We start from the raw sequence: 18,603 nt of genomic DNA, 5'->3' as shown, positions 1-18,603 counted from the left end.
GTTAGGAACCCCGTCATGCGGAAGATACTCATCGTCGGGGCCGGCCAGTCCGGTCTCCAGCTCGCCCTCGGACTGCAGTCGCAGGGGTACGAAGTCACCCTCATGTCCAATCGCACGGCGGACGAGATCCGGTCCGGCCGGGTCATGTCCACCCAGTGCATGTTCGACACCGCACTCCAGCACGAGCGCGACCTCGCCCTGAACTTCTGGGAGTCCCAGGCCCCGCAGATCAAGGGCCTCGGCGTCTCCGTCGCCGCCCCGGACTCCAGCCGCGCGATCGACTGGGTGGGCAAGCTCGACGGCTACGCGCAGTCCGTCGACCAGCGCGTGAAGATGGCCGGCTGGATGGAGACCTTCGCCCAGCGCGGCGGCCAGCTCGTCATCCACGGCGCGGCAGTCTCCGACCTGGACTTCTTCTCCCGTACGTACGACCTGGTGCTGGTCTCCGCCGGCAAGGGCGAGCTGGTCTCGATGTTCGGCCGGGACGCGTCCCGCTCCCCGTACAGCGAGCCGCAGCGCGCGCTGGCCGTCGCGTACGTCCACGGCCTGGGCCCGCGCCCCGAGCACCCGGACTTCGACGCCGTGCGCTGCAACCTGGTCCCGGGTGTCGGCGAGCTCTTCGTCATGCCGACCCTGACGACCTCCGGCCGCGCCGACATCCTCTTCTGGGAGGGGATCCCCGGCGGTCCGCTCGACGTCTTCCAGGGCGTCAAGGAGCCCTCGGAGCACCTCTCCCTCACGCTGGAGCTGATGGAGAAGTTCACGCCCTGGGAGTACGCGCGGGCCACCAAGGTCGAGCTGACCGACGCCAACGGCACGCTGGCCGGCCGCTACGCCCCGACCGTGCGCAACCCGATCGGCCGGCTCCCCGGCGGCGGCCTGGTCCTCGGTGTCGCGGACGTCGTGGTCGCCAACGACCCGATCACCGGCCAGGGTTCGAACTCGGCCTCCAAGTGCGCCGCCGCCTACCTCGCGGCGATCGTCGAGCACGGCGACAAGCCCTTCGACGAGGACTGGATGCGGTCCACGTTCGACCGCTACTGGAACACCGCGCAGCACGTCACGAAGTGGACCAACGCGATGCTCGGCGTCCCGCCGGAGCACGTCCTCAACCTGATCGGCGCCGCCGGCCAGCTCCAGCCGGTCGCCGACCGCTTCGCGAACGGCTTCGACGACCCGGCCGACTTCGAGAACTTCTTCTTCGACCCCGAGAAGACGTCCGCGTACCTGGCCTCGGTCGCCGGGGCCTGACGGTCACGCGAGAGGGCGGGCGGGCGGGGCAGGTGCCCGGCCGCCCGCCCGGGGGCTCAGACGGCCCTCATGCTGATGCCCTGGTTGGCGCCCTGGTGGCAGTCCCACAGCCGCGCGCGGGCGCCCGCCTGCTGGCTCCAGTCGGCTATCTCCAGGCACTTGCTCCAGGCGTAGGAGTAGTCCATGTAGAGAACGCTGGTGCCATAGAACAGCTGGTTCTGGCCGTAGTGGCAGTCCCACTGGTTGGCGGTCGCGCCGTTGTTACGCCCCCAGCCGCCGATCTCCAGGCACTTGCCGCTGTGGAGGTTGAGGTAGTAGTGCGCACTGCCGTCCTGGTCCGAGTGCCACCAGCGGACCCACTTCTGGTTGTCGCCACCGGTACAGGGCCACTGGCGCACGGCCGCGCCGTTCGCCTTGCTCCAGTCGGCCACCTCGAGACACTGGCCGGAGTGGTTCATGCGGATCTCGACGGTGCCGACGTAGACCCACGAGGTAGCGGCCTGGGCCGGAACGGCCAGGGCGCCGAAGACGAGGCCGAGGGATGCGGCGAGCACGAGCAGTCCGCGGCGGGCGCGGACGATCGGGTTGAACTTCATGGTCCTCTGCAATCAAGAAGGTTCCGGCCTGTGGCCGGAAATATTGTCATGATCGCATAAGTCTGTGCATCAACCGCCTTCTCCGGAACATCACTTGATGTCATGAAACGGAATACCTTCCTCCGGTCTGTCCGCTTCGGTGCGTCGGTCCTCGCCGGACGAAGGGTGCTCAGGCCCCGCCCTGATCGAACCCCTCGTCCGAGCCGTCCGTGGCCCCGGCAGGGAGCTCGGGCGGTGTGTACGACGGGAGGGCCGCGGCCGCCGGGTCGGGGCGGACCGCGCCGAGCAGCGGGTTGGCGGCGATCGGGGAGACCTTGACCTTGGCGCCGGGGCGGGGGGCCTGGACGACCAGGCCGTGGCCGAGGTAGATCGCCACGTGGGTGGCCTCGGGGAAGTAGACCACCAGATCGCCGGGGCGCAGCTCGCTCAGGGACACCCTCGGAAGCGTCCGCCACTGTTCCTGGCTGGTCCGCGGGATCTCCCGGCCGGCGCTCGCCCATGCCTGCGAGGTCAGCCCCGAGCAGTCGTACGACTCCGGCCCCTCGGCGCCCCACACGTACGGCTTGCCGATCTGCCGCACCGCGTACCGCAGCGCCTCCCCGCCCTCCTGCGAGGGGGTCCGGGCGGTGTCCAGGACGCCGGAGTCGAGGAGTTCGCGCTGCGCCCCCGCGGTCTGGGTCCGCTCCAGCTCGGTCAGCCGGGCGAGCTGGTCGGCGGAGAGGGTGGCGAGCAGCTTCTGGACGTCCTTCAGCTTCACCTCGACGTCGTCCCGCTGTTTCCGCTGCCGTGCGGCGAGCGTCTGCTGACGGTCCAGGGCCTGGCGCGAGCGGCTCGCGAGCGTGTCCGCCTTCTTCTCCGCCTCGGTGAGACGGGAGACGGTGCCCGCCCGGTCGCGGGCCGCGCGCGCCATCAGATGACCTTGGTCAAGGGCGCGCTGGGGGTCGTTCGACAGCAGGAGCCGCAGGTATCCGGAGAGCTCGGAGCGGCCCTGGTACTGCTCGCGCGCGAGCCTTCCGGCCGCGTTGCGACCGTCGGCGAGCGCCTTGCGGGCGGCGGTGAGGGCGGCACCGACCTTCTTGGTGTCGGCGGTCTGGAGCCGTAGGGCCTCGTCGGTGGCGTTGAAGGTCTCGGTGGCCTGCTCGGCCTGGCGGTAGAGGGTCTGGAGCCGGGTGAGGAGGGCGGCGACGGAGTCACCGCCGGGGGGCGGGAGTTCGGCGGCGTCGTCGAGGGGGGTGCCGTCGGCGGGGTCGGTGGAGTCGTCCGGGGCTGCCGGGCCCGTCGTGGCGCTCGGCGTCCCGCCGGGTGGCGCTACGGGGGATTCGCTGTCGGAGGGTGGGTCCTGGGCAGGCGGATCGACCGGTGGGGCCGTCGACGCCTCGCCCGCGGCGGCCTCGGCGTGGGCCTCGACCGATGGGTCCGCCGGATCGTCGGCGGTCGCCGACGGAAGCCCCGTCAGCGCCGTCGTCGCGACCAGCACCCCCGTGCAGACCCTGCGCAGCAGCCTTCCTGACACGTCATCACCTCCACGGAGATGATGGGCGTGCCAGGTCGTGCGATGAGCTCACAAAGGGGCGATTCGGGCTAAGCGTCTCACCCGTTCGGCTTGGACCACGGCCACTTCAGCTCGCGCCGCTCCCGTCCCTCGGGGGCGTACTCGTAGACCCAGCCGCGCTGGAGCCCGAGCCGTTTGGTCCGCCCGGCGGGCTCGCGCAGATACGCGTGGACGGTCGGCGGCCCGCCGTCGGGGTCCGGCACCGGCACCTCGTACCACTTCGGCGGATGTCCGGTCGGACCGACGAGGACGGGCAGGACCCGGCCGTCGAGGGGGCCGCCACGAAAGAGGGTGTTCTCGCTTCTCACGACCCCAGTCTCATCCAACGCTCTGCGTGTGGAAACCCGGCCTTCAGCTCGGGGACGAGGTGCGTGGTCAAGGTGACGCCGCGTGGCAGCGTGCCGCGGTGCGTCCCTGTTCTCGCGTCGGCTTGATGGCTTACCTGTTGATCCTCTAGTTTGTGAGCGATGACCACGACTCACGTGAAGCGGGCGTTCAAGTACCGCTTCTACCCGACGGATGCGCAGGCGGCCGAGCTGTCACGCACCTTCGGGTGTGTGCGAAAGGTCTATAACCTGGCACTCGCCGCGCGTTCCGAGGCATGGGTTCTTCGGCGGGAGCGGGTCAACTACAACGCGACGTCGGCGATGTTGACCGGGTGGAAGAAGACCGAGGAGCTGTCATACCTGGCCGAGGTGTCTTCGGTTCCCCTGCAGCAGACGCTGCGGCATCTGCAGGCCGGGTTCACGAGTTTCTTCGCGAAGCGGGCCCAGTACCCGCGTTTCAAGTCCAAGCACAAGTCCCGGGCCAGCGCTGAGTACACGTCCAGCGCGTTCCGCTACCGGGATGGTCGGCTCACGCTGGCGAAGATGGCCGAGCCACTGGACATCCGCTGGTCGCGTCCGCTTCCTGCCGGCGTGCAGCCGTCAACGGTGACCGTGTCCCGGGACGCGTCCGGCCGCTGGTTTGTTTCGATGCTCTGCAACGACAGCCCACAGGTGATGTCGAAGACAGACAGTGCGGTCGGTATCGATGCTGGTATCAGTTCGCTGATCACCCTCTCGACTGGGGAACGCATCACCAACCCGAAGTATGAACGCCGTGAACGGGCCCGTCTGGCGAAGGCGCAGCGTGCCCATGCCCGCAAGGAGAAGGGATCGGCTAACCGGGCCAAGGCTCGCATCCGCGTGGCGAAGATCCATGCGAAGATCGCCGACCGGCGTCGGGATCACCTCCACAAAGTCACCACTCGACTCGTCCGCGAAAACCAAACGGTCGTGATCGAAGACCTCACTGTCCGCAACATGGTCAAGAACCACAGTCTCGCCCGCGCCATCTCTGATGCGGCATGGTGGGAGATGCGGATGATGCTGGAGTACAAGGCGCAGTGGTACGGGCGGAACCTGGTCGTGATCGACCGCTGGTTCCCCTCCTCCAAACTGTGTTCCACCTGCGGAACCATCCGAGGGCGGTTGCCCTTGAGCGTCCGCACGTGGACATGTGAGTGCGGCACGATCCATGATCGGGACGTGAACGCGGCGAAGAACATTCTGGCCGCCGGGCTGGCGGTTACGGCCTGTGGAGCAGGTGTAAGACCCCAACGGGAGAGTTCCCGGACGGGGCGGCTTGCTGCGAAGCAGGAACCCCTCACTGCGAAGTGAGGGATCCCCTCCTACTTAGGGAGGGGGATGTCAAATGAGGTGTGCCGCCTCGCTCACCACGGGGGTCACTCGTCGCGCCAGGGTGCCGACCGGCCCCTCCGCGCGCTCCTGCGCGAGGAGCCGCTTGACGACCGCCGCCGTCTCCTCGTCGGTCGCGGCCGTCGCCGCGAGCAGCGCGATCAGATGGTCGACGAGCCAGTCCCGCAGCTCGGCGGCGGAGGGCCGCTTGTCCTCGTCGAGCCAGATCAGCGACGCCGCCTCCACCGCGGCGATCCAGGTGCGGACCATCATCCGCAGCCGGGGGCCGGGCTCGTCCACGCCCAGGTGGACGAGGATCTGCTGGGCCGCGGCTCGTCGCACCTCGTCCACGATCGCCGTCGTACGGGAGGTCTCGGCGACGCTCCCGCCCTGGAGCAGGGCGCTGAAGCCGGCGTCGTGCTGGTCGACGAAGGCCAGGTACCGGTCGAGCACCCGGCCGAGGCGCTCGGTCGGCGGCCCGGTCGGCGGTTCGGTGAAGCATCGCTCCAGCTGGTCGGCGGAGGAGCGCAGCGCGGCCTCGTACAGCTGCTGCTTTCCGCCGGGGAAGTAGCGGTAGACGAGCGGCCGTGAGACGCCGGCCGCCTCGGCGACGTCGTCGAGGGAGACCTCGTCCGGCGCCCGGTGGGCGAAGAGCGTCAGGGCGGCGGCAAGGAGCTGCAGCCGCCGTTCCTCGACGCTGAGCCGGCGGTACGCGGGCGAGGCGGCACTGGTCATGTCTCGCAGGGTAGCTCCGCGAGGTGACACGCAGGGGAGCTGTATCGATGTGCGGCTCCGCCGCGTGGCCGTGGTCACGGCCACGCGGGGCCGGGCGGTCACGCGAGCAGTCCCGAGGCCTTCCAGAGCCGCCGGCCCGGTCCCCGTAGCACGCCTATGTCGTCGAGGAAGTCCGTCAGCCGCTTCGCGCCCGACTGCATCACCTCTCGGCGGTGGCCGCTCGCGCGGACCTGGGCGAGGGCCTGGCGGCGGTCCAGGCCGACGTTCTCGTACACCTTGGGGTTGATGAAGCAGGTGGAGAAGACGCGGGCGGCCTCGCCGCAGCTGAGCCGGGTGAACTCCTGCTCCCAGCGGGGTGCGGTCACCATCTGGCGCCGCAGCTCCTCGCGGGCGTAGCGCACGTGCCGTGCCTCCTCGACGACGTGGATGCGGGTCACGCCGCGCACCAGCGTCTGGACGCGCTCGTCCGGGAAGGTCAGACGCTGCATCCAGTCGAGGATCTCCTCGCCGAGGAGGGTCGCGGCGAAGGAGCCGGGGGTGGTGGAGACGGTCTTCAGGACGCGGGCCAGATTGTGGTAGATCCGCGGGACCTGGTAGGCGGGTGCGCCGCCCTTCTGGATCATCCGGGCGAACATCATCGAGTGCCGGCACTCGTCGGCGATCTCGGTGAGCGCGTAGCGCACATGGTTGCTGGTGAGGGACTTGTCGTAGATGTGCCGGACGAGCAGCTGCATCAGGATGATCTCGAACCAGATGCCCAGCGAGGCGAGCGAGGCCGCCTCGTGCCGGGCGAGGTCCATCCGCTGCTCCTCGGACATCTTCCGCCACTGCGGGGTGTCGTAGAGGGACACCAGCTCCGGTGGCCAGAACCACTTCCCGTCCTCGAGCGGGGCCTCCCAGTCGAGTTCGGTCTCGGGGTCGAAGGAATGCTTGAGGGAGGACTCGAGCAGCCGCGCGGCGACCTGTTCCCGGTCGCGCAGGGGGCCGAGGGCGTCCCGGATGAGGGTGAAGTCGTGCTCGGTCCGAGTGGTCATGACGGTGAGACACCTCGCTGTGCACGCGGTCGAGTTACCTGTGGACACTCTTATGAGACTGCTCGTCAGTAAGGCCGTCAATCCCTTGCGCACTACTTGTTGACCGTCTGTCTACCAACGTGTGAGCCTGCCGGAAGGAGCACGTTCGGCGAGCGAAGGAGTCGTCAGTGTCCACGCACGACCTATACGTGAAGGCCCCGAGGGAATCTCACTGGAACGTCCCCGCGTCCGGGCACGCCCGCTTCAACTGGGAGTACGAGCAGGGGCGCGAGCGTCTTCTCGCCCTCTACCAGAAGGGCAAGGACAAGCAGTGGGACGGCGCCACCCGCATCGACTGGGAGCTCGAGGTCGACCCGTACGACCCGCTCGGCACCCCGGACGACGTCCTCACCCTCCACGGCACCCGGCACTGGGCGAAGATGACCGAGAAGGACAAGGGTGATCTGCGCAGGCACTACGCCTCCTGGCAGTTCAGCCAGTTCCTCCACGGCGAGCAGGGTGCGATGGTCTGCGCCGCCCGGATCGTGGAGTCGGTCCCGGACCTGGACGCCAAGTTCTACTCGGCGACACAGACGATGGACGAGGCGCGGCACGCGGAGATCTACGGTCGCTTCCTGCACGAGAAGGTCGGGATGCTCTACCCGATCAACGACAACCTCCAGGGCCTGCTCGGCGACACCCTGCGCGACTCGCGCTGGGACATGCCGTACCTCGGTATGCAGGTCCTCATCGAGGGCCTGGCGCTGGCCGCCTTCGGCATGATCCGCGACACGACGGACAAGCCGCTCCCGAAGCAGATCCTGGCGTACGTGATGCAGGACGAGGCCCGGCACGTGGCCTTCGGCCGTATGGCGCTGCGCGACTACTACAAGCAGCTGTCGGACGCGGAACTGCGCGAACGCGAGGAGTTCGTGATCGAGGGCTGCTATCTGATGCGGGACCGGCTGCGAGGGGTCGAGGTCCTGGAGAACTTCGGCATCCCGAAGAAGGAGGCGCAGGAGCTCAGCGAGCAGAGCGAGTTCCTGCACCTCTTCCGCAAGCTGCTGTTCAGCCGGATCGTCCCGTGCGTGAAGGACATAGGCCTGTGGGGCGAGCGCCTGCAGCGGGCGTATCTGGACATGGGTGTCTTCGACCTGGGCGACTCGAACCTGGACCTGTTGATGACGCAGGACGAGGAGGTGGCCGAGGCGCTGGACCGGGAGCGCTTCGCCACGGAGGAGGGGGAGCGGATCGCGGAGGTCGACGAGGCCATCGCGCAGGGCGCGGCGGAGGGGTAGCCGGAGGAGGAGGTCGCCGGGGCGGGGCCGGGGCCGGACCCGGGAGCGTGGGTGGTGGTGCGGGTGACGTAGCGTGCCCGGCATGACCATGCCGCCATCGCCGACCCAGCCGCCCCACCACCCGTACGGCGGGCCCGTGCCGCCCCCGCAGCAGCCCGGTGCGTTCGGTGCCGGGCAGGGCTTCCCTCAGCAGGGCTTCCCTCCGCAGGGTGTTCCGCCGCAGTACCAGGGGCCGGGCGCCGGGGCCTGGGGGCAGCCGCCCACGGGGCCGCCGCCGAAGAAGAAGCTGTCGGCCGGGGCGATCGTCGCCATCGTCCTCGGCTCCCTGGTCCTGGTCGGCGGTCTCGGTTACGGGGCTTTCGCCGGGCTCTCCGGCGTCACCGGCTCCTTCCCCGAGGCGACGCACAAGCTCGTCGTCCCCAAGACCCTCCTCGCCGGCGAGTACACGCTGGTCTCCGACCTCTCCGAGACCGAGGGCAAGGAGATCGAGGACACCCCCGACCTCACCGTGAAGGACGCCAAGGCGGCGGTCGGACAGTACAGCGGCAAGGACGACTCCGCCCTCGTCGTCTCCGGGATGCACGGACGCATCAAGAACGGTGAGCTCACCCGCTCGTCCATCCTCAAGGGCGCGGCCACGGAGAAGGGTTCGACGCTCGTCGTCCGGCCCAAGGACTTCACCCCCGCCGGGTACGGCGTGACCATCCGCTGTCAGGTCACCACGTCGAAGGACGCCCTGGGCACGACCACGCTCCCCATGTGCGCCTGGGGCGACGACAACACCGCCGCCGCCGTCGCCCGCGTCACCCCCGAGTCGGCCACGGCCGACCCGAAGGACATCGACCTGGCCGAGCTCGCCGAGACCACGGCCAAGATCCGCGCGGAGATCCGCAAGCCGATCAGCTGACGCCCTCGGTGGGGGCGGGGAGCAGCGCCTCCTCCATCACGGCCCGGGCGATCGGCGCCGCGCTGCCGCCGCCGCTGATGTCCGTACGGCTGGCCTCCGCGTCCTCGATGACGACCGCCACCGCCACCGCGGGCTGGGCCGCGTCCGCGGCCTGTGCCCAGGCGATGAACCAGGCGTACGGCGTCCCGGTGTTGCCCAGGCCGTGCTGGGCCGTGCCGGTCTTGCCGCCGACGACCGCCCCGGGGATCGCCGCGTTCGTGCCCGTCCCCTCCTCGACCGCCCTGACCATCAGTCGCTGCAGCTGGGTGGCGGTCGAGGGGCGCATCGCCTGGCGGTAGCTGCGGCGGCCGGTGGTGTCGACCGTCGTGCCGCCCGACGTCGTCGTCCGTTCGACCAGATACGGGTACGCGATCTCCCCGTTGTTGGCGACCGCCGCCGCCACCATCGCCATCTGCAGCGGGGTCGCCGTCGTGTTGAACTGGCCGATCGACGACAGCGCCAGCTGGTCGGGGCTCATGTCCGTGTCGAAGTTGGACCTCGCGACCCAGGCGGGGACCTTCAGGCGCGTGTCGTCGAAGCCGAACCTCTCCGCCGCGTCGACCATCCCCGTCAGGCCCACCTCCACCCCGAGGCCGGCCATCACCGTGTTGCAGGACCACTGGATCGCGTACGCCAGCGAGGCGTTCCCGCACCCCTTCGCCGCGTTCGGGAGAACCTGCCGGGTGCCCGGCAGCACGAACGGGTCCGGCGTGTCCGTCGGCGCGTCGACGTCCCTCACCACGTCCGCGTCGAGTGCCGCCGCCGCGGTCACGATCTTGAAGGTCGAACCGGGGGGATAGGTCTGCCGGATCGCCCGGTTCAGCATCGGCTGGTTCGGCGAGGAGTTCAGCCGCGCCCACGCCTCCTCGACCTCCGGGCCCGTCCCCGACAGCAGCCCCGGGTCGTAGGAGGGCGAGGAGACCAGGGCCAGGATGCGTCCGCTCGACGGCTCGATCGCCGCGACCGCCCCGCGCTTCCCGCCGAGTCCCCGGTACGCGGCCTCCTGCATCGAGGCCCGGACCGTCGTCACCGCTTTCCCGCCGGGCTGGCGGCCCCGGGTGATGTCGTTCCAGAACGGCAGCGGGGCGAGCAGCGCACTCGTACCGGCGAGGATGCCGTCCTCGGCGCTCTCCACGAACGCGGTGCCGTACGTCTGGGAGGCGTAGCCGGTCACCGGCGCGTACAACGGGCCCTGCTTGTAGGTCCGTTCGTAGCGCAGCTGCTGCCCGCTGTCCCGTGAGCCGGTCACCGGCCGTCCGTCGACGACGATCGCGCCGCGCGGCTGGCCCCAACGGGCGATCGCGGGGCGTCGGTTGGCCGGGTTCCCGTCCAGTTCGTCCGCCTGGAGGACCATCACCCGCGCGGCGTTCACCAGGAGCGCCACCAGGAGGACGAGACAGAGCGCGGCAGCGCGCCGGATGTACCGGATCACCGGGCGTCCTCCACGACCGGTGCGATGACCCCGGTCTCGACGGCGTCCGGGAGCGGGGCGCGGGCCGAGTCGCTCACCCGGATCAGCAGCGCCACGATGACCCAGTTGGTGACGACGGACGAACCGCCCTGCGCCAGGAACGGCATGGGCATGCCGGTCAGCGGGATCAGGCCCGTCACCCCGCCGGCGATCACGAAGACCTGGAGCGCCAGGATGGAGGCGAGGCCGATCGCGAGCAGCCGCCCGAAGGGGTCGCGCAGCGCGAGCCCGGCCCGGTAGCCGCGTGCGACGAGCAGCGCGTACAGCAGGAAGAGGGCGGTCAGTCCGACCAGGCCGAGCTCCTCGCCGGCCGTGGCGAGGATGAAGTCGGACTTGGCGGCGAATCCGATCAGGATGGAGTGCCCGAGTCCGAGGCCGGTGCCGAGCACTCCGCCGGCGGCGAAGGAGAAGAGGGACTGCGCGAGCTGGCCGGGTCCGTCACCCGCCTCGATGGAGGCGTACGGGTTGAGCCAGTCCTCGACCCGGCTGTGCACATGGGGCTCGAAGGAGCCGACGGCGAAGGCCCCGAAGGCCGCCAGGAGCAGCCCGACGGCGATCCAGCCGGTCCGGCCCGTCGCCACGTACAGCATGATCACGAAGAGTCCGAAGAAGAGCAGCGAGGTGCCGAGGTCCCGCTCCAGGATCAGGACGCCCACGCTCAGGACCCAGATCGCGACGATCGGCCCGAGCACGCGGCCGGTGGGGAACTGAAGCTTCCAGATCCTGCGGCCGGTGTATGCCAGCGCGTTGCGGTTCGCCGCGAGGTAGGCGGCGAAGAACACGGCCAGCAGGATCTTGGCGAACTCGCCCGGCTGGAAGGAGAGTCCGCCGATCCTGATCCAGATCTTGGCCCCGTTCACGGCCGGGAAGAAGATCGGCACGAGCATCAGGACGAGCGCCGTGGCCATCGACAGGTAGGCGTACCGCTGGAGCGCCCGATGGTCGCGCAGCAGGACGACGACGGCGATGAAGAGCGCCACCCCCAGCGTCGACCAGACCAGCTGGGTGAAGGCGGCCTGGTCGTGGGGGGTCTCCAGGTCGAGCCGGTAGATCAGCACCAGGCCGAGCCCGTTGAGGAGCACGGCGATGGGCAGCAGCAGCGGATCGGCGTACGGCGCGCGGAAGCGGACGGCGAGATGGGCCAGGAGCGCGAGCGCGCCGAGACCGGCGCCGTAGCGGACGGCGTCCGGCGGCACGGCGCCGCTCCTGGCCAGGCCGACGTCGGCGTAGCCGAGCACGGAGATGAGGACGGCGCAGACGAGGAGGGAGAGTTCCACGCCGCGGCGCTTCGGGGTGCGAGACCCGGGCGGGGGAGCGTCCGCCGTCGTTGCGGTCATGGTCCGCAACGTAGCAAGCAATAACCCTTATATCCCTTATGTGTGACGGTGCGCCGTCAGGGCTCCGGCGCGGTCTCCACCGGGTCGAAGGCCACGTACTCGGGCAGGGTCAGTCGTGCCAGCGCCCCGCCTGCGTCGTCCGGCGCCCGGCCGAAGACCAGTTCCGCACCGATCACTTCGGCCTGCCCCACCGCGATCGTGAGACCGAGCCCGTGCCCCTTGCCGCCGCTCTCCGTACGGAACCGCTGCGGCCCGGTCGCCAGCAGGTACTCCGGGTATCCGGGACCGTGGTCCCGCACCGTGACGACCGCGCCGTCCACGGTCAGGACCACCGGCGGCGCGCCGTGTTTGTGCGCGTTGGCGACGAGATTGCCGAGGACCCGCTCCAGGCGCCTCCTGTCCGTCTCGACCGTGGCGTCCCGGACGATCCGCACCTCGGTCTCCGTCCCCGACGCGCTCACCACCCGCCGCGCGAGCGGGCCGAGGTCGTGGACCGCCAGATCGACCGTCTCGTTGCGGGCGTCGAGCCGGGAGATCTCCAGCAGGTCCTCGGTCAGGTCGCGCATCGTCCTCACCCGGTCCCGTACGAGCTCCGAGGGCCGCCCCTCCGGCAGCAGTTCGGCGGCGGCCGACAGGCCGGTCAGCGGGGTGCGCAGCTCGTGCGCGACATCGGCGGTGAAGCGCTGCTCGGTCTGCAGCTTGCGCTGGAGCGAGGAGGCCATCGTGTCGAGTGCCCCGGAGACCGTGGCCACCTCGTCCTGGGGGCGCGAAGGGTCCTTCGTGCGGGGGTCGTTGACCCGCGCGTCGAGGTCGCCCGCGCTGATCCGCCGGGCGACCTGGGCGGTCAGGTGCAGCCGCCGGGTGACCCGGGTGACGGCGAAGGCACCCAGGAGCAGCGTGGCCCCGATCGCCAGGACCGAGGAGCCCAGGATCGAGCGGTCGAGCCCGTCGATGGTCTCCGCGCTCGTCGTGTAGTCCAGCTGTACGGCGAGAGCTCGGCCGTCCGCCGGGCCCGCCGCCCACATCGTCGGCCGGCCCTCGTGCTCCACGACCACCGTGCCGCGCTCGCCCTGAAGGGCGAGGGCGCGCAGCGAGCCCGGCAGCCCCTCCGGGTCGATACCGGTGAACCGGGGGAGCGGATCGCCCGCCTCGTAGGCCCGGGTGGCGGCGGTGAGCCGGGTCAGCGCCCTCTCGCGGGAGTCGTTCACGGTCTGCCCCGCCACCGAGACATGGACGAGCACACCGAGCAGCGCCGCCAGCGCACAGCACATGACCGCGATGAAGACCGTGGACTTCCAGGTGAGGGTGGCCGTCCAGGCGGGGAGGCGCAGTCGCGCGTGCCGGGTCACCGGGGCTCTCCGGAGAGCACGTCGGCCGAGGGGAAGGGGGTCGGGGACGGGGAGGGCGGTGTCGTGGGCTCCACGAAACGGGGCTCGGGGGTCGGGGAGGGCGACGGGACCGGCGGCTTCACGCGCACGATCTCGTCCCGGGTCGGCAGCATCGCGCGCTGCTGCTCGTCCCAGGACCACGCGGTGCGGTACTCGTATCCGGGAATGCCGGCCGAGGCGGCCCGTACGATCACGTCCCGGCCCGCCAGCTCCACGCTGATGACCTGGTCGATGGTGGACATGATCCGGGTGAGGCCGTCGTTCTCGGCGAGATAGACCCGCAGGCCGACCTGCTGATCGGGCATCCGGATACCGACGATCAGCTCGTCGCGGCCGTTGCCGGTCAGATCACGGTAGTACGGCCGCATGACCGGACACTTCGCGGGCTCGGTGGTGCACCGGCCGATCTGCCGGGCCGTCTCCTCGTACATGCCGTCGGCGCCGGAGTACGTGTCGGGGTGGGCGTTCACCTCGGCCCGGACCACGGCCAGGGCGTCGACGCGGTGGACGTCGTTGTCGGGGGCCTTGATGCCGGGGACGCTCTGGGTGTCGGTCTCGCCGTAGTCGAGGGGCGGCTCGCTCGCCGGCGGCAGGTCGGGCCAGAGGCGGACCGGGCCGACGGCGGTGGGCGTGGGGCCGGCGCTCTCCAGTCCACCCACGCCGCCGCAGCCGGAGAGCACGAGCGGCGCCGCCGCGGCCAGGGCCACGGCGGCGACGAGCGGCCGTCCGCGCGGTCTCACGCTGCTCCTCGGGGCTGATGGTGTCGGTGCGGTGACCGTCCTTGATCGGGCCCCACAGGTGATCGGCCGGAGCTCGGGATGGTCGTCTTCCCGTAGACCTTATTCGTAGGGAAGTCCTTTTTGTCTACTTGCTGGATCCTGCGGACCTCGAAGACGGCCGTGGAGCCGTCCGTCGGGTACGTCTCGATCGGGTCCCCGGTCCGCGTCTCGGCGACGCTGCGGAGCGGCCACTCCGCCGGTCTCGGCGGTCGAGGTCCCGGGTTCGCGCCGGTGGGCGTGTGCGTCGGGACCTCGGATCCTCGCCGCGAGAACTTGATGGATTCAAGGTCAAATGTTCGATATTGCCGCTTCGTCACGGTCGCCCATGGGCGCCGCCGAGGAACTGTTACAGCTCCATCCGGTCGAGCGCCGCACGGCAGAAGGTGAGCAGCTTCTCGTCCTCGTGGACGTCATGGCTGCTGAAGCCGCTCTCGCGCACGTTGTGACGACGGCGCCGGGCCAGCTCCGCACGGATCAGCCCCTCCGCCGCCGCGGCCGCGGGGCCCATCTCGGCCAGGCACTCGGCGATGTCCACGCGTGCGTGCCGGTTCTCCTCCCAGCCCGCCATCAGCACCGGGAGCGCCGAATCCACGTCCCCGGACACCCGCCACAGGGCCGTCGCACTGCGCACCCGCACCCACAGGTCGCGCGCCGTGAGACCGGGGAGCAGGGCAGGTGCTCCGCAGGCCGCGGCCGGGCCGATCTCGCCCAGGGCCCGGGCGGCCACGCACCGGTCGGCGTCCGGCGCGCCGGAACTCAGCCGGGCCTCCAGGGCCGGCAGCACGGCACCGCGGTCGCCCTCCACCGACCAGAGCGCGAGCGCCGCCTGCGCCGAGACCCCCGCCGCGTCGCTCCCCAGCAGCGCCCGCACCTCCGGCAGCGCCTCCCGGGCGGCGGGCCCGAAGGCCGCGAGGGCCCGCAGCGCCGCCTCCTGCACCCAGTCCCTACGGTTCGGCGGCGCCCCGCGCAGCACCCGCAGCACCTCGGGGAGGGCTTGGACGCCCCGGACCGAGGCCAGTGCGAAGAGCAGCGGCGCCGCGTGGTCGTACAGCCGGTCGTCCAGCTCGACCCGGGCCAGCCGGCGGCGCAGCGCGGGGGCGAGCGGGACGGCCGCGGGGCCCAGGGTCGGGACCGCGTACAGCAGATCGCGCCGCACCTCCGGCTCCCGCAGAGCCCGGGCGAGCAGCGGCACCGCCCGCGGGTCCCCGGACCTGGCGAGGGCGAGCAGCGCCCTCGCCCGGGCGTCGGACGCTCCGGGGCCCGGGGCGGCGAGCCACGCCGCGAGGGTGTCGACCGCGGGGCCGGTCAGCTCGAACAGCCCCTCCAGGAACGAGGCGGCGGCCTCGCGCAGCCTCGGGTCGGGGTCGGTGAGCTGAGCCCCGACCAGCCGCACCACCTCTTCGTACCGCCCGCGCCACACTCGTATCAACCCGCCGCACAGCCAGATCGCGTCCGCTCTCTGGGACCGGTCGGGGCTGCGCAGTTGGGAGAGGACCAGCGCGATCCGGTCGTCCACACGGTCGTCGAGCGCGGTGTGGAGCGTGCGCATCAGCTCGTCGGTCCACGGCGTCGGGCGCCCGGACGAGCGCTCCTCGAACAGCTCGCGGACCTGCCCGATCAGGGTGGGCGTGGACGGCCGGGGGCTCTCGGGGCGGGCCGGCTCGACGGGTGTGGTCCGCACCTCGTCGAGCAGGTCCGTCACCCGCTCCACGACGTCGTCCGGGACCTCGCCCGGCGCGCACCGGGCCAGCTGGGCGAGGGCCGCGAGCCGCAGGCCCGGCGCCTGCGCGGCGCGGGTGAGCCAGCCGAGCCACTCGACCGTCTCGGCACGCAGCGACTCGTGCCGCCGCGCGATCCGCCCCACGGCCTCCACCAGGGCGAGCCGCACCTCCGTTTCGCACTCGACCGTCAGCCGCTCCCGCAGCAGGGTCAGGACGCGCGCCGGGTCGGGGTGGAGCGAGGCGAGCGCGCACGGGGCGGCCAGCCGCACCTCGGGATCGGGGTCGCCGACCAGGCCGAGGAAGACGTCCGCCCCCGCGGCGACGGCGGCAGCCGCCATCGCGTAGTTGGCGGCGGGGATGAACTCCTCGTCGTCCGGGTCGAGTTGGTCCAGCTCGTCGTCGTCGCTCAGATCGATCCCGCCGATGCTGGTCAGCAACTCGACGATGCCGCCCCGGTCCTGGACCTTCGGATCGGCGACGAGTTCGAGCAGGAAGGGGATGCAGGCGAGCGTCGAGTCGTACACATCGCCCTGGTGGTGCACCGCGCCGTACATCCCGTCGAGGGCGAGCTCGCGCTCCGCCGGATCCGCCGAGGCGAGTCCGCGCAACAGCCCCGGCACATCGTCCGCGGGGCCGTAGGCATGGCCCAGCGAGGCCCAGTCGACCTCCTCGATCCCCGTCAGCATGCCGGCCGCCGCCTTCCCCGTGAGCGCTGTACCAGGCAGCAAGTGTGCACCACGGCCCCGACAACAAGGACCCGCTGACCGGACGCGGTCCACGAACCGCCCCCGGGGCGCATGCTTTGCGCCACGCGCCCGGCACGCTCCGGGAGTTGCCCCGGGGCGCGTTCGGCGCACCGGCCGGCGCGAACCGCCGCTTCCGGGTGTCTTCCGTGTGTCTCATGGCTGAATCGGCCGGGATCGGGGAGTAGTGGCGGCCGCCCCAGGTGAGGACTGACCCGTGGACCTTCCTCGTATCGCGCCGATGCTCGCCACGCCCGGCGCGCTGCCACCCCCCGGGCGGGACGCCGCGTGGGCCTACGAGACCAAGCAAGATGGCCAAAGGGCGATGCTCTATCTCGGCGGGGACGGCGGCCTTGTGGTGCGCTCGCGGTCCGGCGAGGACGTCTCCGCCGCCTACCCGGAGCTCCGGGCGCTGGGCCGGGCGCTGCCCGCGGGCCGGGCGGCGGTGCTGGACGCGGAGATCGTCGTGCTCGACGAGAGCGGGCACAGCGACTTCGCCCGGCTCCAGCCCCGCATGGGCCTGGCGGGCTCGCCCGCCCGGGCGCGGCGGATGGCGGTGAGCGACCCGGTGCACGCCGTCCTGTTCGACCTGGTGTTCCTCGACGGCCGGCTGCTGACCGGTCTGCCCTGGACGGAGCGGCGCCAGGAGCTCGAAGGGCTGTCGCTGGAAGGCCCGGCCTGGTCCACGCCGCGTGCCCTGGTGGGCCACGGCGAGGTCGCGCTCAGGGCGACCCGCGAACACGGCCTGGAAGGACTCCTCTGCAAACGGATCACCTCCCGGTACGAGCCCGGGGTCCGCTCGAAGAACTGGATCAAGATCCGCAACATGCGCACCGCGGACATCGTCGTCGGCGGCTGGCTGCCCGGCGGCGGACGGCTGTCCGGCCTGCCGGGATCGGTCCTCATGGGACAGCGTCACGCCGGCGGTCTGCGCTACGTCGGCAGCGTGGGAACCGGCTGGAGCGAATCCGAGCGCACCACCCTGGCCCGGCTGCTGCAGGCCGCCGAGATCGACGACTGCCCCTTCTCGGAGGTGCCGCCGGTGGCCGGGGCGCACTGGGTCGTGCCGCGCCTGGTGGGCGAGGTCCGGTACGCCGTCCGCACCCGGAACGGGCTGCTGCGCCAGCCGTCCTGGCTGCGCCTGCGACCGGACCTGACGCCCGAGGAGTCGGCCGCCGACTTCGCATGACGTGACGCCCGTGTCAGGGCAGGGCGCCGGCCCGGTCCGCGTCGAAGAGCGGCGCGAGCAGATCCCCGTACCGCTCCAGACGTGGCGCGATGTCGTCCATCAGCAGGACGAGATCGCCGGGGTCACCGCACGCCTCGACCTCCTCCCAGGTCACCGGCGCGGAGACGGCCGGCCGCGGCCGGGCCCGCAGGGTGTAGGGCGTGGCCGTGGTCTTGGCGGCGGCGTTCTGGCTGAAGTCGACGAAGACCTTCCCCGGCCGCAGGGCCCGCGCCATCCGGTGCACGACCAGGGCGGGGTGGTCCGCCTCGGCCCGGACGGCGAGCTGTTTCGCGTACGCCGACACCTGGTCGGAGGGCGTCGGCTCCACCGGTACGAGCAGATGCAGGCCCTTGGCGCCGGAGGTCTTCACGAACGCCTCCAGGCCGTCCTCGGCGAGCCGCTCGCGCAGCCAGAGCGCCACCCGGCAGCACTCCACGACGGTCGCGGGCGGCCCGGGGTCGAGATCGAAGACGATCCGGTCGGCGACGGCCGGGGAGTCGGCGCGCCACTGCGGCGTGTGGAACTCCACCACCAGGTTCGCCGCCCACATCAGGGAGGGCAGGTCCTGGATCATCACCTGCCGGGCGCGCGGGTCCTCGGAGCGCGGCACCGGGGTGGTCTTCACCCAGGCGGGCGTGCCGGGCGGCGGGTTCTTCGTGAAGAAGAGCTGGCCCTCGGGACCGTCCGGGTAGCGCAGGAAGGACACCGGGCGGTCGCGCAGATGGGGGAGGAGCGCGCCGCCGACGGTGGCGTAGTAGTGCAGCAGCTCGCCCTTGGTGGTGCCGGTGGCCGGGTGGAGGATCTTGTCCAGGTTGCTGAGCGCCAGGCGCCGCCCCTCCACCTCTGTGATCGGCGTCATACGATGA

General features: G+C 71.3%; 16 protein-coding genes. 5 read left to right on the top strand and 11 right to left on the bottom strand.

Features of this window, described 5'->3' with window-relative positions; all coding sequences use genetic code 11:
• Positions 1 to 15 precede the first annotated feature (15 nt).
• Positions 16 to 1,251 carry a styrene monooxygenase/indole monooxygenase family protein gene (locus ACZ561_RS33645; protein WP_471002478.1) on the top strand — a complete coding sequence of 412 codons (1,236 nt, stop codon included), beginning with the start codon at positions 16 to 18 and terminating at the stop codon, positions 1,249 to 1,251.
• 56 nt (positions 1,252 to 1,307) lie between these two features.
• On the opposite strand, the gene ACZ561_RS33640 is transcribed toward ACZ561_RS33645, so the two are convergent.
• The 3 genes from ACZ561_RS33640 to ACZ561_RS33630 all read right to left on the bottom strand — a co-directional run bounded on the left by ACZ561_RS33640 (position 1,308) and on the right by ACZ561_RS33630 (position 3,707).
• Positions 1,308 to 1,847 (bottom strand): RICIN domain-containing protein, encoded by a 540-nt coding sequence (locus ACZ561_RS33640; RefSeq protein WP_471002476.1) that lies wholly within the window; start codon positions 1,845 to 1,847, stop codon positions 1,308 to 1,310.
• Positions 1,848 to 2,016: 169 nt separating this feature from the next.
• Positions 2,017 to 3,360, bottom strand: coding sequence for a C40 family peptidase (locus tag ACZ561_RS33635; protein WP_471002474.1), 1,344 nt, complete (start codon positions 3,358 to 3,360; stop codon positions 2,017 to 2,019).
• 77 nt (positions 3,361 to 3,437) lie between these two features.
• The gene (locus ACZ561_RS33630) at positions 3,438 to 3,707 is read right to left on the bottom strand and encodes a hypothetical protein (protein WP_471002472.1); all 270 of its coding nucleotides are present in this window, start codon (positions 3,705 to 3,707) and stop codon (positions 3,438 to 3,440) included.
• A 159-nt stretch (positions 3,708 to 3,866) separates the two neighbouring features.
• On the opposite strand from ACZ561_RS33630, the gene ACZ561_RS33625 reads away from it, so the two are divergent.
• Positions 3,867 to 5,060: an RNA-guided endonuclease InsQ/TnpB family protein gene (locus ACZ561_RS33625; protein ID WP_471002470.1), complete on the top strand. Its 1,194-nt coding sequence runs from the start codon at positions 3,867 to 3,869 to the stop codon at positions 5,058 to 5,060.
• 30 nt (positions 5,061 to 5,090) lie between these two features.
• Here ACZ561_RS33625 and ACZ561_RS33620 read toward each other — a convergent pair whose 3' ends face one another.
• The gene (locus ACZ561_RS33620) at positions 5,091 to 5,813 is read right to left on the bottom strand and encodes a TetR/AcrR family transcriptional regulator (protein WP_471002468.1); all 723 of its coding nucleotides are present in this window, start codon (positions 5,811 to 5,813) and stop codon (positions 5,091 to 5,093) included.
• A gap of 98 nt (positions 5,814 to 5,911) precedes the next feature.
• Positions 5,912 to 6,847 carry an AurF N-oxygenase family protein gene (locus ACZ561_RS33615; protein WP_471002466.1) on the bottom strand — a complete coding sequence of 312 codons (936 nt, stop codon included), beginning with the start codon at positions 6,845 to 6,847 and terminating at the stop codon, positions 5,912 to 5,914.
• A gap of 167 nt (positions 6,848 to 7,014) precedes the next feature.
• Between ACZ561_RS33615 and ACZ561_RS33610 the strand changes: the two genes are divergently transcribed.
• Together ACZ561_RS33610 and ACZ561_RS33605 are read left to right on the top strand one after the other, a co-directional pair.
• Positions 7,015 to 8,124, top strand: coding sequence for a ferritin-like domain-containing protein (locus ACZ561_RS33610; RefSeq protein WP_471002464.1), 1,110 nt, complete (start codon positions 7,015 to 7,017; stop codon positions 8,122 to 8,124).
• Positions 8,125 to 8,206: 82 nt separating this feature from the next.
• Positions 8,207 to 9,031: a hypothetical protein gene (locus ACZ561_RS33605; protein ID WP_471002462.1), complete on the top strand. Its 825-nt coding sequence runs from the start codon at positions 8,207 to 8,209 to the stop codon at positions 9,029 to 9,031.
• On the opposite strand, the gene ACZ561_RS33600 is transcribed toward ACZ561_RS33605, so the two are convergent.
• The 5 genes from ACZ561_RS33600 to ACZ561_RS33580 all read right to left on the bottom strand — a co-directional run bounded on the left by ACZ561_RS33600 (position 9,024) and on the right by ACZ561_RS33580 (position 16,452).
• The gene (locus ACZ561_RS33600) at positions 9,024 to 10,502 is read right to left on the bottom strand and encodes a penicillin-binding transpeptidase domain-containing protein (RefSeq protein ID WP_471002460.1); all 1,479 of its coding nucleotides are present in this window, start codon (positions 10,500 to 10,502) and stop codon (positions 9,024 to 9,026) included. The two genes, ACZ561_RS33605 and ACZ561_RS33600, sit on opposite strands and share 8 nt — an antisense overlap.
• The gene (locus ACZ561_RS33595; protein ID WP_471002458.1) at positions 10,499 to 11,878 is read right to left on the bottom strand and encodes an FtsW/RodA/SpoVE family cell cycle protein; all 1,380 of its coding nucleotides are present in this window, start codon (positions 11,876 to 11,878) and stop codon (positions 10,499 to 10,501) included. The genes ACZ561_RS33600 and ACZ561_RS33595 overlap by 4 nt, the downstream gene beginning before the upstream one ends.
• Before the next feature lie 56 nt (positions 11,879 to 11,934).
• Positions 11,935 to 13,227, bottom strand: coding sequence for an ATP-binding protein (locus ACZ561_RS33590; RefSeq protein ID WP_471002455.1), 1,293 nt, complete (start codon positions 13,225 to 13,227; stop codon positions 11,935 to 11,937).
• A complete protein-coding gene (locus ACZ561_RS33585) occupies positions 13,224 to 14,006 on the bottom strand; it encodes a hypothetical protein (RefSeq protein ID WP_471002452.1) in 783 nt (260 codons plus the stop codon). The genes ACZ561_RS33590 and ACZ561_RS33585 overlap by 4 nt, the downstream gene beginning before the upstream one ends.
• A gap of 385 nt (positions 14,007 to 14,391) precedes the next feature.
• Positions 14,392 to 16,452, bottom strand: a complete 2,061-nt coding sequence (locus ACZ561_RS33580) for a PBS lyase (protein WP_471002449.1) — start codon at positions 16,450 to 16,452, stop codon at positions 14,392 to 14,394.
• Positions 16,453 to 16,726: 274 nt separating this feature from the next.
• On the opposite strand from ACZ561_RS33580, the gene ACZ561_RS33575 reads away from it, so the two are divergent.
• The gene (locus ACZ561_RS33575; protein WP_471002446.1) at positions 16,727 to 17,698 is read left to right on the top strand and encodes an ATP-dependent DNA ligase; all 972 of its coding nucleotides are present in this window, start codon (positions 16,727 to 16,729) and stop codon (positions 17,696 to 17,698) included.
• 13 nt (positions 17,699 to 17,711) lie between these two features.
• On the opposite strand, the gene ligD is transcribed toward ACZ561_RS33575, so the two are convergent.
• A complete protein-coding gene (gene ligD, locus ACZ561_RS33570; protein ID WP_471002444.1) occupies positions 17,712 to 18,596 on the bottom strand; it encodes a non-homologous end-joining DNA ligase in 885 nt (294 codons plus the stop codon).
• Positions 18,597 to 18,603: the final 7 nt, after the last annotated feature.

It is taken from the genome of Streptomyces sp. NPDC039609 (genome assembly GCF_055596705.1).
The sequence above is the reverse complement of the archived record's forward strand: the minus strand, read 5'-3'. Positions and strand labels throughout refer to the sequence as shown.

Excerpts from the sequence above, each read along its gene's own strand:
- ACZ561_RS33645 (WP_471002478.1), top strand. The coding sequence starts at position 16 with ATGCGGAAGATACTCATCGTCGGGGCCGGCCAGTCCGGTCTCCAGCTC.
- ACZ561_RS33640 (WP_471002476.1), bottom strand. The coding sequence starts at position 1,847 with ATGAAGTTCAACCCGATCGTCCGCGCCCGCCGCGGACTGCTCGTGCTC.
- ACZ561_RS33625 (WP_471002470.1), top strand. The coding sequence starts at position 3,867 with ATGACCACGACTCACGTGAAGCGGGCGTTCAAGTACCGCTTCTACCCG.
- ACZ561_RS33620 (WP_471002468.1), bottom strand. The coding sequence starts at position 5,813 with ATGACCAGTGCCGCCTCGCCCGCGTACCGCCGGCTCAGCGTCGAGGAA.
- ACZ561_RS33615 (WP_471002466.1), bottom strand. The coding sequence starts at position 6,847 with ATGACCACTCGGACCGAGCACGACTTCACCCTCATCCGGGACGCCCTC.
- ACZ561_RS33605 (WP_471002462.1), top strand. The coding sequence starts at position 8,207 with ATGACCATGCCGCCATCGCCGACCCAGCCGCCCCACCACCCGTACGGC.
- ACZ561_RS33595 (WP_471002458.1), bottom strand. The coding sequence starts at position 11,878 with ATGACCGCAACGACGGCGGACGCTCCCCCGCCCGGGTCTCGCACCCCG.
- ACZ561_RS33580 (WP_471002449.1), bottom strand. The coding sequence starts at position 16,452 with ATGCTGACGGGGATCGAGGAGGTCGACTGGGCCTCGCTGGGCCATGCC.
- ligD (WP_471002444.1), bottom strand. The coding sequence starts at position 18,596 with ATGACGCCGATCACAGAGGTGGAGGGGCGGCGCCTGGCGCTCAGCAAC.